The organism is Sphingopyxis sp. USTB-05 (assembly GCF_023822045.1).
In the GTDB taxonomy this organism is placed as follows: Bacteria; Pseudomonadota; Alphaproteobacteria; order Sphingomonadales; family Sphingomonadaceae; genus Sphingopyxis.
This window is the reverse complement of record NZ_CP084712.1, coordinates 1,611,794-1,624,724: the sequence shown is the minus strand read 5'-3', so window position 1 is coordinate 1,624,724 and position 12,931 is coordinate 1,611,794. Positions and strand designations below refer to the sequence as shown.

Annotated in this window: 12 protein-coding genes; 10 read left to right on the top strand and 2 right to left on the bottom strand. The window is 62.0% G+C overall.

Annotated features, from left to right (window positions below; genetic code table 11):
* Positions 1-9: 9 nt before the first annotated feature.
* Positions 10-789, bottom strand: a complete 780-nt coding sequence (locus KEC45_RS07265) for a metallophosphoesterase (protein WP_252171789.1) — start codon at positions 787-789, stop codon at positions 10-12.
* 294 nt (positions 790-1,083) lie between these two features.
* On the opposite strand from KEC45_RS07265, the gene wecB reads away from it, so the two are divergent.
* Genes wecB through hslU form a run of 5 tightly spaced genes read left to right on the top strand, consistent with a single transcriptional unit; the run spans position 1,084 to position 6,216 of the window.
* Positions 1,084-2,154, top strand: coding sequence for a non-hydrolyzing UDP-N-acetylglucosamine 2-epimerase (wecB, locus tag KEC45_RS07260; protein WP_302851621.1), 1,071 nt, complete (start codon positions 1,084-1,086; stop codon positions 2,152-2,154).
* Positions 2,144-3,439 carry a UDP-N-acetyl-D-mannosamine dehydrogenase gene (gene wecC / locus KEC45_RS07255; protein ID WP_252171787.1) on the top strand — a complete coding sequence of 432 codons (1,296 nt, stop codon included), beginning with the start codon at positions 2,144-2,146 and terminating at the stop codon, positions 3,437-3,439. Before wecB ends, wecC begins: the two co-directional genes overlap by 11 nt.
* Positions 3,440-3,484: 45 nt before the next feature.
* Positions 3,485-4,291 (top strand): class I mannose-6-phosphate isomerase, encoded by an 807-nt coding sequence (locus KEC45_RS07250; protein WP_252171786.1) that lies wholly within the window; start codon positions 3,485-3,487, stop codon positions 4,289-4,291.
* A 52-nt stretch (positions 4,292-4,343) separates the two neighbouring features.
* Entirely contained in the window at positions 4,344-4,910 is a 567-nt protein-coding gene (gene hslV / locus KEC45_RS07245) for an ATP-dependent protease subunit HslV (RefSeq protein WP_252171785.1), read from the top strand.
* Positions 4,911-4,914: 4 nt separating this feature from the next.
* The gene (gene hslU / locus KEC45_RS07240) at positions 4,915-6,216 is read left to right on the top strand and encodes an ATP-dependent protease ATPase subunit HslU (RefSeq protein WP_252171784.1); all 1,302 of its coding nucleotides are present in this window, start codon (positions 4,915-4,917) and stop codon (positions 6,214-6,216) included.
* A gap of 744 nt (positions 6,217-6,960) precedes the next feature.
* On the opposite strand, the gene KEC45_RS07235 is transcribed toward hslU, so the two are convergent.
* Positions 6,961-7,515: an MbcA/ParS/Xre antitoxin family protein gene (locus tag KEC45_RS07235; RefSeq protein ID WP_252171783.1), complete on the bottom strand. Its 555-nt coding sequence runs from the start codon at positions 7,513-7,515 to the stop codon at positions 6,961-6,963.
* Here KEC45_RS07235 and KEC45_RS21950 point away from each other — a divergent pair.
* From KEC45_RS21950 to ftsH, 5 genes are all read left to right on the top strand, one after another.
* A complete protein-coding gene (locus KEC45_RS21950) occupies positions 7,433-7,861 on the top strand; it encodes a transposase (RefSeq protein ID WP_368389963.1) in 429 nt (142 codons plus the stop codon). The genes KEC45_RS07235 and KEC45_RS21950 overlap by 83 nt on opposite strands.
* A 123-nt stretch (positions 7,862-7,984) precedes the next feature.
* Positions 7,985-8,848 carry a helix-turn-helix domain-containing protein gene (locus tag KEC45_RS07230; RefSeq protein ID WP_062181436.1) on the top strand — a complete coding sequence of 288 codons (864 nt, stop codon included), beginning with the start codon at positions 7,985-7,987 and terminating at the stop codon, positions 8,846-8,848.
* 122 nt (positions 8,849-8,970) lie between these two features.
* Positions 8,971-9,915 (top strand): tetratricopeptide repeat protein, encoded by a 945-nt coding sequence (locus tag KEC45_RS07225; RefSeq protein WP_252171782.1) that lies wholly within the window; start codon positions 8,971-8,973, stop codon positions 9,913-9,915.
* On the top strand, positions 9,869-10,873 hold the full coding sequence (gene tilS, locus KEC45_RS07220; RefSeq protein WP_083435798.1) for a tRNA lysidine(34) synthetase TilS: 1,005 nt from the start codon (positions 9,869-9,871) through the stop codon (positions 10,871-10,873). Before KEC45_RS07225 ends, tilS begins: the two co-directional genes overlap by 47 nt.
* Before the next feature lie 84 nt (positions 10,874-10,957).
* Positions 10,958-12,901: an ATP-dependent zinc metalloprotease FtsH gene (ftsH, locus tag KEC45_RS07215; RefSeq protein ID WP_062181442.1), complete on the top strand. Its 1,944-nt coding sequence runs from the start codon at positions 10,958-10,960 to the stop codon at positions 12,899-12,901.
* The last annotated feature ends 30 nt before the right edge of the window (positions 12,902-12,931 follow it).

The following is a 12,931-nucleotide window of genomic DNA, read 5'->3' as shown; positions in this document are numbered from 1 at the left end:
GGGCGAAAACTATACGTCTGCTGTATCCAGGAACCAGCGTTGATTATTCTCGAGCCCGACGGCGGTCAGCCGCCCCGTCAGATAGGCCCCCGTATCGATGCCGATACGATCGTGGGTCTCGTCGACGCCATCCGAGATTGTATGCCCATAGACGATCGTTGCGCCATAGTCGTGCTCACCCTCGATAAAATCCTCGCGGATCCAGCGCAGATCGGACAACTTTTGCCGATCAAGGGGAACGCCCGGCCGCACGCCCGCATGCACGAAAACATAGTCGCCGATCCGGACCATATCCTCACCGCGATTCAGGAAATCAATGTGAGACTGCGGCACCTTTTGCGGCAGTTGTTCCGCCACATCCTCGAAACTGGCGGCTGCATAGGCCGTATCGTCGCCCCAATAGCTGCGGACCGTCGCGTCCCCGCCGATCCGGATAAAATACCGCACGCGCTTGAGATCGCCAGTCAGTGCCGCGAGGAAACATTCCTCATGATTGCCGACTAACATTTCGACCTTGTCGAACGGCGCGCCGAGCCGCAGCGCGCGGTCGATCACCAACGCGGAATCGGGACCGCGGTCGACGAGATCTCCTAGCAGGATCAACGTTGTAAAGGCCTTGCCGCGCGCGGCATTGTCGGCTTCAATCTTTTCCAGCAACTGCCCGAACAGGTCGTCGCGACCGTGAATATCGCCGATCGCATAAACACGCTGCCCCTCGGGAACGCGCGAAAGCAGTTCACCCGGTCGGTCATTGCGCTGCCGACGTTTCAGGAATCCAAGAAATGACATCTAGACAATCTACGAATATATCAGCGTCTTAACTGTTTCAGCACGATCCGCCCGCTCCTTGGCGCCATGCAGCCTTTCGCCATAATCCCGCCAATTTCTCCGATCGGCCCAGAATCCTTGCGAACCGCGCATCGATTAGTGGCAAGTTAAGCGACCGGCAAGAGCTTTGCGTTAGAGCCCATTGGTTAATCGACAAGAAAGCCATACTTTATGAATTTTGAAGAGCGTGCGCCTAGCGACCTGTCCAGCCGGAAGGTGGTCGTCGTTTTCGGAACGCGCCCCGAAGCTATCAAAATGTATCCTGTCGTCCATGCCCTGCAACGTCACGACAATGTCGACGTCCGCGTCTGCGTCACCGCCCAGCACCGCGAGATGCTCGACCAGGTTCTCGAAATCGCTCGTATCACGCCTGACATCGATCTCGACGTCATGCAAGCGAACCAGACGCTCGATGCGCTGCTCGCGCGGCTCGTCACAGGGCTTGGCGAGACGTTCGACGCCGAAAAGCCCGACCGCATCCTCGTCCACGGCGACACGCTGACGACGATGGCGGCGACGCTCGCCGCCTATTTCCGCAAGATCCCCGTCGGCCATGTCGAGGCGGGGCTGCGCAGCGGCAATATCTATCACCCCTGGCCCGAGGAGGTGAACCGCAAGGTCACTGGCGCGGTCGCCGACCTGCATTTCGCACCGACCGAAACCGCCGCCGCCGCGCTCCGCGCCGAAAATGTCCCCGCCGATCGTATTCACATCACAGGCAACACCGTGATCGACGCGCTGCTCGCGACCAAGGCGAGGATCGACGAGGAACCTGCGCTTGCCGCTGGCCTCGACCCGCTGGTGCAGCGCTTCGAGGGCAAACGGATCATCGCCGTCACCTCGCACCGGCGCGAGAATTTTGGCGACGGGATGAAGGCGATCGCCGATGCCATCGCCGCGATCGCCGCGCGCAGCGACGTCGCGGTCGTCTTCCCCGTCCATCCCAACCCGCAGGTCCGCGCTGCGATGGCGCCGACTCTCGGTGGCCTTGCCAATGTCGCACTGATCGATCCGCTCGACTATCCGCACTTTGTCCGCCTGCTCGCAACATCAGATCTCGTGCTAACCGACAGCGGCGGCGTGCAGGAAGAAGCACCCTCGCTGGGCAAGCCGGTGCTGGTGATGCGCGAAACGACCGAACGCCCCGAAGGTATCGAGGCCGGCACCGCACGACTTGTCGGAACCGACCAGGCGCGTATTGTTTCCGAAATTTTCAAGCTTTTGGACGACAAAGACGCCTATACCGCCATGGCCCGCGCCCATAACCCGTTCGGTGACGGCACGGCGGCAAAACAGATTGCGGAGATAGTTGCGCGTGCCCATTAATACGGAACAAAAGGTCACTGTCCTCGGACTCGGCTACATCGGCCTACCCACCGCGGCGCTGATCGCGCGCTCGGGCTGCAAGGTCACCGGCGTCGACGTCAGCCAACATGTCGTTGACACGGTCAACAACGGCAAGGTGCATATCGAGGAGGTCGACCTCGACGGCCTCGTCCAGGGCGTTGTGTCACGCGGCGCGCTTGTCGCCTCGACTGAGGTTGCGTCCGCCGACACTTTCGTCATCGCGGTCCCGACCCCGCATGACGAGGACCATCGCCCCGACATCACGCACGTCCTCTCCGCAGCACGCGCGATCGCGCCAAGGCTCGAGGCCGGCAATCTCGTCATCCTCGAATCGACCTCTCCCGTCGGCACGACCGAAAAGATCGCCGCACTCCTCGCCGAGCTACGCCCCGACCTCAAAGTCCCCGGCGCCTGCACTGGTGCCGCCGACATCTTCGTCGCCTATTGCCCCGAACGCGTGCTTCCGGGGCGCATCCTCATCGAACTGGTCGATAACGACCGATGCATCGGCGGCATCACGCCGCGCTGCGCCCGCCGCGCGATGACCTTTTACCGCCAGTTCGTCCGCGGCGCCTGCGTCACTACCTCGGCGCGCGCCGCCGAAATGGTGAAGCTCGTCGAGAACAGCTATCGCGACGTCAACATCGCCTTCGCCAACGAGTTGTCGATGATGGCCGAGCATATGGGGGTCGACATATGGGAGGTAATTCGCCTCGCCAACCGACACCCGCGCGTGAACATCCTCCAGCCCGGTCCCGGCGTTGGCGGCCATTGCATCGCGGTCGATCCGTGGTTCCTCGTCCATGGCGCCCCCGACCACAGCCGCCTGATCCGTACTGCGCGCGAAGTCAATCTGGCGAAGACAGCACATGTCATCGGCGCCGCCGAAATGCTCGTATCGCAGCATCCGAGCGCGCGCGTCGCGTGCCTCGGCCTCGCCTTCAAGCCCAACATCGACGATTTCCGCGAAAGCCCTGCGGTCGAGGTTGCAGCCGCGCTCGCGCGCCGCTTTGGGACGCAGATCGAGGTCGTCGAACCCTATGCGCGCGGCCTGCCGATGGAATTCGCCGGCACCGGAGCGGAACTGATCGATCTGGACAGCGCGCTCGCCGGCTGCGACCTGCTCATTGTCCTGGTCGATCATGACCTGTTCAAATCGATCCCGATCGAGGAACGCGGTGACAAGATCGTCTATGACACGCGCGGGTTGTGGCTCGATCAGCCGAACGGCAGCGGTGGCAATCGGCTGCACAGAGCGGCCTGACGCAGCGCGCTTGACGCTCCGCGCGCATCTCCGCATTCAGACGTCATGCTGACGCGCCTTAAAACCATCATCGTCGAAAAGCCTTGGGGCCGGACCGATATTCCGGCCGCGTACGGCGATTTCGAAGGCCGCAGGATCGGCGAGATATGGTTTTCCAATCCCGCCGGCGACGATGCGCAAATCATGGTCAAATTCCTCTTCACGTCGGAACGACTGTCGATCCAGGTACATCCCGATGATGAGGCAGCCCGGGCTGCGGGCTTTCCACGCGGCAAGGAAGAGTGTTGGCTGATTCTCGATGCGCAGCCGGGCGCCGAATTGGGTGTCGGCCTGACGCTTGAGACCACGCGAGAAGCGCTGCACGGAGCGGCGCTCGACGGATCGATCGTCGACCTGATCGACTGGCGGCCGTCGAAGACCGACGATTTTGTCTATAATCGAGCGGGCACTATCCATGCTATCGGTGGGGGACTGACCGTGGTCGAGGTGCAGCAGAACGTCGACTGCACTTACCGCCTCTATGACTACGGCCGCCCACGCGAACTGCATCTTGATGAGGGTCTCGATGTCGCAAATCCCGGCCCGATCCACGATCCGCGCGACACGGTCGTCGATCCGCACGCCAACCGCATGCTCGTCACCGGGCCCCATTTCCATCTCGCGCAGCTTGCTGCGCCGCTCGACCCCGCGATTTTCGATCACGCGACCGGCGAGCTGACCTTCGTTCCGCTTTCGGGGGGATGCCGTGTCTCTGGCGAAGACGTCGCCCTTGGCGAAGCAGTGATCCTAATCGATCCGTCGACAATCGAGATTGACGAGGGAAGCCGCGCGCTCCTGACCTGGCCCGCCTGACTGCGGCGCCCTCCCCTTGCGGCCCCGCCCGCCATCTCCCATATCCCGCGCCATGACCAATCCCCATGCGCAGAGTGCCGCGCCCTGGCACGGAACCACCATCCTTTCCGCCCGCAGCCCCGACAAGGTCGTCATTATCGGTGACGGCCAGGTCTCGATGGGCCAGACGGTGATGAAGCCCAATGCCCGCAAGGTTCGCCGCCTCCACGACGGAAGCGTGATCGGAGGGTTTGCTGGCGCGACCGCCGATGCCTTCACCTTGTTCGAACGCCTCGAAGCCAAGCTCGAACGCCATAATGGCCAGCTGCTCCGCGCCGCGGTCGAACTCGCTAAGGACTGGCGCACCGACAAATATCTCCGCAATTTGGAGGCGATGATGATCGTCGCCGACAAGGAAGTAACGCTCGTCATCACCGGCAACGGCGACGTGCTCGAACCGAAGGGCGGGATCGCCGCGATCGGATCGGGCGGCAATTTTGCGCTCTCCGCCGCACGTGCGCTCGTCGACTATGAAAAGGATCCCGCGGTACTCGTCCGCAAGGCGATGGAAGTCGCGGCCGACATCTGCGTCTATACCAACGACCAGTTCACCCAAGAAATCATCGAAATTCAGGCATAATCACATGAACAAGGATCTGACTCCCAAGGCGATCGTCGCTGCCCTCGACACGCATATCATCGGCCAGGACGCCGCCAAGCGCGCGGTCGCTGTTGCGCTGCGTAACCGTTGGCGTCGCCAGCAGCTTTCGGCCGACCTCCGCGACGAGGTGAGCCCCAAGAATATCCTGATGATCGGCCCCACTGGCTGCGGTAAGACGGAGATTTCGCGCCGTCTGGCAAAGCTCGCCGATGCCCCCTTCATCAAGGTCGAGGCGACGAAGTTCACCGAGGTCGGCTATGTCGGCCGTGACGTCGAGCAGATCGCGCGCGATCTGGTCGAAGAAGCCGTGCGGCTTGAGAAGGACCGCCGGCGCGAAGCCGTGCGCGCCGCCGCCGAAGAGGCCGCCATGGAGCGTTTGCTCGATGCACTCACCGGCAAGGGCGCGAGCGAGGCGACGCGCCAGAGCTTCCGCCAACGCATCCGCGAAGGCCATCTCGACGATAGCGAAGTCGAAATCGAGGTTGCCGACGCCCCGAGCATGCCGTTCGAATTGCCCGGCCAGCCGGGACAGATGAGCATGATCAACCTGTCCGACATGCTCGGCAAAGCGATGGGCGGCCTGCCCAAGAAGCGTCGCAAGCTCAAGGTGATCGAGGCTGCTACGCGGCTGATCGAAGAAGAGCAGGACAAGCGCCTTGACCAGGACGATGTCGCGCGGATTGCGCTCGCCGATGCGGAGGCGAATGGCATCGTCTTTCTCGACGAGATCGACAAGATCGCGGTCAGCGACGTCCGCGGCGGTTCGGTGAGCCGCGAAGGCGTCCAGCGCGACCTGCTGCCACTGATCGAGGGCACCACCGTCGCGACCAAATATGGTCCGATGAAAACCGACCATATCCTCTTCATCGCCTCGGGCGCCTTCCACGTCGCAAAGCCCAGCGACCTCCTTCCCGAACTGCAGGGCCGCCTGCCGATCCGTGTCGAACTCGGCGCGCTCACCGAGGAGGATTTTGTCCGCATTCTCAGCGAGACGAAGGCTGGCCTGCCCGAACAATATGTGGCGCTTCTGGGGACCGAAGGCGTGACCCTGAACTTCACGGACGATGCCATCGCGCGCGTCGCAAAGCTCGCGGCCGAAGTTAATGAGAAGGTCGAGAATATTGGTGCGCGCCGGCTGCAGACGATCATGGAGCGACTGGTCGAGGAGATTAGCTTCACAGCGGAGGACGTCCCCGGCACCAAGCTCGACATCGACGCCGCCTACGTCGAACGTCAGCTTTCGGAAATCGTGGGCGACACCGATCTCAGCAAATATGTGCTTTGATCATTGGGCGTCGCTGGAACGTTTGTCGCTGAGTGGTCCTGGCAGAAGACACCGTCGCGCTCGTGCGGCCAACTCCGGCTGACCAGTTGGTTGTGGATTGAATGGATGATCCCTGGTTCAAAGAAAAATCGACTCAGCCAGAGGGCCACACTCGTTTGAGTTTGCCCCGCTGTGCTGGGTCGCTAGCGCAGCGGGGTCGATCGGCAATTACAGCAAAACAATGAGCATCCGGTGAAAGCCAGATCGTTCCGATGTCCTCCCGATGCGTCTTTGAATGTATCACCGGCACACGCTTACAACGGTCCCATTCGATCAGCGTTTCGGGTCGGCAGGTTCACCTTGCTCTCCGTCCGTCGGCGGCGGCATTGCCGGTGGACGAACGACAAAGGGAACGCCCAACTTCTCGGCGATCTTGCGAAGAGATTTATATGCAGTCTTGCGACGGTTCGGCGGGATCTTTCCCATTTGAATCTTCACATTTCTTAGTTAAGGACGATTCCCTCGCCACTTAGCTATTTATTGATTTGAACATGATATCGGGCTGGACATGGAGCCCGTGCGCGACGCTATTTATTACGAACAACTTGCCCGCGTCGCCCGACTGAAAGCGAGCGCGACCGACGATCCGTTTCTGGCGATCCGGCTTCGCGAGGCTGCAATCAGGCACGAGCGAATGGCGCGGAAGCTCCGTCGCGATTCAGCATGATCCGATCAGGGGACGAGCCAAGTATGGCGGATGCGCCCTCAATCGTCCGTGCCACCGAATATGATCTCGCTATCGTCATAGGGCGGCCTAACGCGCTCGTCCCACGCCGGGGCCATGTAGAGTCCGCCACAGGCAGCATCCAAGAAGCGACGTACGGTAAGGACAGCGTCCTGCTTACCGCTGGTGACGAGTTCGATCGGCGGTGCGCCACCGAAAACGCGCGCTTTATGAGGCCTCTGAAGCCATTCGACACCTTTATCGTCGTCGGCGAAGAGAATTCTAAGCCCTTTGTAAACGCCGAGGACCGCCGAAATCCGCATCAGAACATCGACGCGCAGCGTGATGTCGCGGTGCTCGCGAGCTTTCTTGACCCAGCCTTGATAGGTCGATCGAGCCGGATAGCCGAGGATCAGCCGGCGCTGCTCCTCGGTTAGTCCCCAGAGATCGGCGATGGCAACAAAGGCGCGCAGGCCAGGCCCGCTTAGTCGGCGCCGGTTAGCTGACGATAACATGAACGTTTTCGCAGCCGTTGCGACCACAATCGACAACTGGCGCACTGAGATATTGAACTTCTTCGACCACGGGCGGCTCACAAATGGTCCGACCGAAGCTAGGAACGGAGCAATAAAGCGGATCTACAACTATAGCGGAAGCTATGATTTTCAATCGATCCGAGCGCGCGCCCTTTTTGGGAAGCGTCCGGAAAGGCTAAAGCAGGAAGCGGAAGCGAAGGACAAAGCTTATCGCGCGAAAAAGCCTGTCTGCGCCTTGTGCAGACAGCCTCTCGACGAGTCGGCCCTGATGGAGGGTTGGAAGGCATTTCTCGCACCGCACATGACGCCACCGCCTTATTTTCATCAAAACAGACTGTGCCATCCATGCATGGACGGTGCACGTAAGAAATCCCATGCCTCTCTTGGCCTAGTTCGGGATAGCTGATCGGGAGGCGTCACACCCATTCGGCCGTCTGTTTACCGAACTTCATTTGACTCGCGCGCGCCGTCGGTGCGATGAACAGGTGACACGGTCGATCTGGGTCAAACGACCGGCACGGAGACAGTAATGGCAGATGAGGACGTCGCCCCGGAACAGGGCGAGCTGGCGATCACGCGTACCGGCGATCGGCTTCGGCTCGCGCGGGAAGCTGCAGGGCTGTCGCTTGCCGATGTCGCGACACGTACGCGGATCACCCAGCGCCATCTCGCCGCCATAGAAAAGTCTGATTATTCGGGACTTCCGGGCCGCACTTATGTCACCGGTTTCGCTCGGGCCTATGCCCGAGCTGTCGAACTTCCCGAGGCTGAAATCGGTGCCGCGATTCGTCGGGAACTTGAAGAGGATGCCTACGGTTCGCGCCCGCTTTACGAGGCTTATGAGCCGACCGATCCAGCACGCCTGCCGACTGCGCGACTGACTTGGACGCTCGTCATCATCACTCTGTTGCTGGCCTCGGCCTATGGCGTTTGGCGTTTCCTTTCGGTCGAGCCGGACGAAGCGTTGATCGCTGCGCAAAATCGCGCCGCCGATGAGTCTGAAGCGCCGCAGAACGACGCTGCGACAGCGCCGTCTACCAAGAACGGCAACCAGGCCGCCGTTGCGGCAAACGCGCCCGTGGTCCTCACCGGCCTTTCGGAAGTTTGGATCGGTTTCGACGACGCAAAGGGCAAGACCGAGAATTGGCGAACGCTGGATGCCGGCGAAACCTATCAGGTCCCCCCCGAATATATCGAGCAATTCACGCTGCGTACCAGTATCCCGCAGGCGCTCAAGGTCACTGTCGGCGGCCGCGATGTGGGACCGATCGGCGCCGCCGATACGCTAGTCAAAAATGTCTCATTGAAGCCTGCCGACCTGATCGCGCGCGCCGGTGGCAATGGCCCGACAGGCACGGCTACCCCGGCCACGGCCCCACGCCCCAAGGGCTGAACCGTCCAGTCTTTCGGGCCGGTTGAAGCCGCAGCGCGCCGAAATGGGTTTGCGCTGCGGCGCTTTGCCGCGTTATGGACGGCCTAATTGGTTAATAGTCGAGGACCTAACGGCAGATGATAATGCGTCAGATCACTTTCCTTGGAGCGGCAACGGTCGCGCTTGCGACGGCAATGCCCGCAGCGGCGCAGGACAATACCGTCGTCAAGCGGGTCGAGCGGCTCGAAAAGGAAATGCGCGCGGTTCAGCGGTCGGTCTTCCCCGGCGGCAGCCCGACATTTTTTGAAGGCGAGATCGCCCCCGACAACACGCCCGGCGAACGGGCTCGCACCAACGCCCCGGTTATCGACCTGACAGCGCGCGTCGACGCGCTCGAATCCCAGTTGCAGGCGCTGACCGGCCAGACCGAACAGAATGCCTTCCATCTGCGCGAACTCGAAAAGCAGTTCACCGCATACAAGGCTGAGATGGACAAGCGCTTCGCCGATCCGGCAGCAGCGGTTACCGAACCGGCCGCGACACCCGCAAGCCTCGCCCCGACGGTGAAGCCCCCCGCCGCCGCGACGACCGTTGCAGCCGCGCCGACGAAGAAGCCGGCCGACAAACCTGCTGCGAAACCCGCGACCACCGACGCGGCGCGGCTCGCACTCGTCAAGAAGGTCGAGGTTCCGGCAAGCGGCAACGAGACCAAGGATGCTTATGACTATGGCTATCGCTTGTGGGAAGCGAAGCTCTACCCCGAGGCTCAGGCGCAGTTGAAGACTGTGGTCGCCAAATGGCCGAAAAGCAGCCAGGCGAGCTTTGCGCAGAATCTGCTTGGCCGCGCCTATCTCGACGAAGGCAAGCCCAGCTTGGCCGCAGTCGCCTTTTATAACAATTACAAGGATCGCCCAAGCGGCGCGCGCGCACCGCATAGCCTGATGTATATGGGTGTTGCGCTCGACAAGCTTGGGCGCAAGGCCGACGCCTGCAAGGCGTTCCGCGAACTCGACGAAGTCTATGGCGACAAGGCGCCACAGGATGTCCGGACCGATGCTGCCGCCGCAAAAGCAAAAGCAGGCTGCTGATCGCGACGTCGCCGGCCGACTGGCCGGCGATCTTCTCGCGCTCTTGGGCCCAGGCTGGCACCGGCTCCATTATGGCGTCGCTGTGTCGGGCGGACCCGACAGCATGGCGCTGCTCTGGATGATGGCCTCGCTTCTCCCTGGGCAGGTGTGGGGGGCGACTGTGGACCATGGCCTACGCAAGGGCTCTGACGAAGAGGCGCGGATGGTTGCGGGGTTCTGCGAGCGCGAGCATATTCCGCATTCGACCCTGCGCCCGCCGTCGCCGATCAAAGGCTCTCAGCAGGCGGCCGCGCGCACCGAACGCTATCGCCTGCTCGAACAATGGCGCGAGGCAAACGCGCTCAACCATATCATCACCGCGCATCATGCTGACGATCAGCTGGAGACGATCGTCATGCGGCTCAACCGCAGCAGCGGTGTCGGCGGGCTTGCCGCGATCCGCGCGAAGAATGGCGTCATCCTGCGTCCGTTGCTCCACTGGCGGCGCAGCGAACTCGTCGAACTGGCGCTCGAAAACGACCTACCCTTCGTCGACGATCCCTCGAACAGCGACAATCGCTTTGACCGGGCGCGGCTGCGCCATGCGCTTCAGTCGCAGACAGCACTCGACCCCTCCGCCGCGGCGAAATCGGCCGCCTGGCTCGCCGAGGCGGACGAAGCCCTGGATTGGGCGGTCGAGCGGCTGATCGCGTCCTGGCCTGACGCCTCGGATATCGCCGTCATCCGCAACGACGACTATCCGCCGGAGATGTTTCGCCGCATCGTCGCGCTTCGCCTGCGCGCCAACGCGCCGCAACTCGTACTCCGCGGCGCTTCTCTCGACGGCGTGATCGCAGCCATGCACGAAGGTCGCCGCGCGATGGTCGGCGCGCTACTGATCGACGCCGTTCGCGGCCTCGAAGGGACGATTTGGCGCATTTCCGCGGCGCCACGCCGGAAAGCGGCGAAAAAGGGCTGATTGCCTCATTGTCATTTAACCGGATTATCCTATCTTGTCCTGGATCAGCTTCGCATGCGTGCGCGACGATAGGAAAGATTCCGAATGCAGGACGACAAGGAACCGCAGGGCAACCCCTGGATGAAGAGCGTGATGATCTGGAGCGGCATATTGCTTGCTATGCTCCTTGTCGCCTCGATGTTCGGCGGTGCTGCCCAGCCGGTCGGCAATCCCCTTGCTTATTCCGAGTTCCGGCAAAAGGTCGAGCAAGGCGCGGTCAAGGACGTCGTCCTTTCCGAAGACAAGGTAACAGGCACGCTGTCAAACGGCGACCGCTTCACCGCGAATGTCGTGCGTGACCCCGAACTGCTCAAGATGCTTAACGACAATGGCGTCAAATATGACGGCAAGCCGACGGAAGTGCCCAATTTCTGGATGTATATGCTCGTCCAGTCGTTGCCGTTCCTGCTGATTCTCGGCATCGCCTTCTTCGTTTTCCGCCAAGTCCAGAAGAACAACGGCTCGGGCGCGATGGGTTTTGGCAAGTCGCGCGCGAAGATGCTCACGGAAAAGCAGGGTCGCGTGACCTTCGACGATGTCGCCGGCATCGACGAAGCGCGCGAAGAGCTGGAAGAAATCGTAGAGTTCCTTCGCGACCCCACCAAATTCTCGAAGCTCGGCGGTCAAATCCCGAAGGGCGCGCTGCTCGTCGGTTCGCCTGGCACGGGCAAGACGCTGCTCGCCCGTGCGATCGCGGGCGAAGCTGGCGTTCCCTTCTTCACCATTTCGGGTTCGGACTTCGTCGAGATGTTCGTCGGCGTGGGTGCAAGCCGCGTCCGCGACATGTTCGAACAGGCGAAGCGTAATGCGCCTTGCATCGTCTTCATCGACGAAATCGACGCTGTCGGTCGCCATCGCGGCGCCGGCCTCGGCAATGGCAATGACGAGCGCGAGCAGACGCTGAACCAGCTTCTCGTCGAAATGGACGGCTTCGAAGCGAACGAAGGCATTATCATCGTCGCGGCGACGAACCGTCCCGACGTGCTTGATCCCGCCCTCCTCCGTCCGGGCCGCTTCGATCGCCAGGTCGTGGTGCCGCGTCCCGATATCGAGGGCCGCCAAAAGATCCTCGAAGTCCACACCCGCAAAAAGCCCCTCGCTCCCGACGTCGACCTGCGCCGCGTAGCGCGCGGTACGCCGGGCTTCTCGGGCGCCGATCTGGCCAATCTATGCAACGAAGCGGCGCTGCTCGCGGCGCGCAAGGGCAAGCGCCTGATCGCGAATGACGAGTTTGAAGAGGCGAAAGACAAGGTCATGATGGGCGCCGAGCGCCGCTCGATGGTCATGACGGAGGATGAGAAGAAGGCGACCGCCTATCACGAAGCAGGTCACGCGCTCGTCTCGCTTCACGTCGAACACAACGACCCGCTGCACAAGGTGACGATCATCCCGCGCGGCCGCGCTCTGGGTGTGACGTGGAACCTGCCAGAGCGCGACCGTTATTCGCATAATATGAAGCAGATGAAGGCGCGTCTCGCGCTGTGCTTCGGTGGCCGCATTGCCGAACAGTTGATCTATGGCAAGGACGAGCTCAACACCGGCGCGTCGAACGACATCCAGCAGGCCACCGACATGGCGCGCGCCATGGTCATGGAATATGGCATGTCGGACAAGCTCGGCTGGCTGCGCTATCGCGACAACCAGGACGAGGTCTTCCTCGGTCACAGCGTATCGCGCGCACAGAATATGTCGGAAGAGACGGCAAAGCTGATCGACGCCGAGGTTCGCCGCCTTGTTGAAGAAGGCGAAAAGGTCGCGCGCAAGGTGCTGACCGACCATCTCGACGAACTGCACCTGCTCGCCGGCGCGCTGCTCGAATATGAGACGCTGTCGGGTGAAGAAGCGAAGCGGGCGATCAAGGGCGAAGACATCGGCCGCGAGGACGATGCGACCAAGCGCGGTACGCCTGTCTCGGGCCACGCCGGCGGCATCCCCCAGATCAAGCGCAAGCCCCGACCCTTCGGCGATGCCAATCCCCAGGGGGCATAGGCTTCAGGCCTAGCCCCCTCGATTCAGGGA

Bases quoted from the DNA above. Each gene is read 5' to 3' on its own strand.
- hslV (WP_252171785.1), top strand. From the start codon at position 4,344: ATGACCAATCCCCATGCGCAGAGTGCCGCGCCCTGGCACGGAACCACC.
- KEC45_RS21950 (WP_368389963.1), top strand. From the start codon at position 7,433: ATGAACGTTTTCGCAGCCGTTGCGACCACAATCGACAACTGGCGCACT.
- wecB (WP_302851621.1), top strand. From the start codon at position 1,084: ATGTATCCTGTCGTCCATGCCCTGCAACGTCACGACAATGTCGACGTC.
- KEC45_RS07230 (WP_062181436.1), top strand. From the start codon at position 7,985: ATGGCAGATGAGGACGTCGCCCCGGAACAGGGCGAGCTGGCGATCACG.
- KEC45_RS07225 (WP_252171782.1), top strand. From the start codon at position 8,971: ATGCGTCAGATCACTTTCCTTGGAGCGGCAACGGTCGCGCTTGCGACG.
- hslU (WP_252171784.1), top strand. From the start codon at position 4,915: ATGAACAAGGATCTGACTCCCAAGGCGATCGTCGCTGCCCTCGACACG.
- KEC45_RS07265 (WP_252171789.1), bottom strand. From the start codon at position 789: ATGTCATTTCTTGGATTCCTGAAACGTCGGCAGCGCAATGACCGACCG.
- KEC45_RS07250 (WP_252171786.1), top strand. From the start codon at position 3,485: ATGCTGACGCGCCTTAAAACCATCATCGTCGAAAAGCCTTGGGGCCGG.
- ftsH (WP_062181442.1), top strand. From the start codon at position 10,958: ATGCAGGACGACAAGGAACCGCAGGGCAACCCCTGGATGAAGAGCGTG.
- tilS (WP_083435798.1), top strand. From the start codon at position 9,869: ATGTCCGGACCGATGCTGCCGCCGCAAAAGCAAAAGCAGGCTGCTGAT.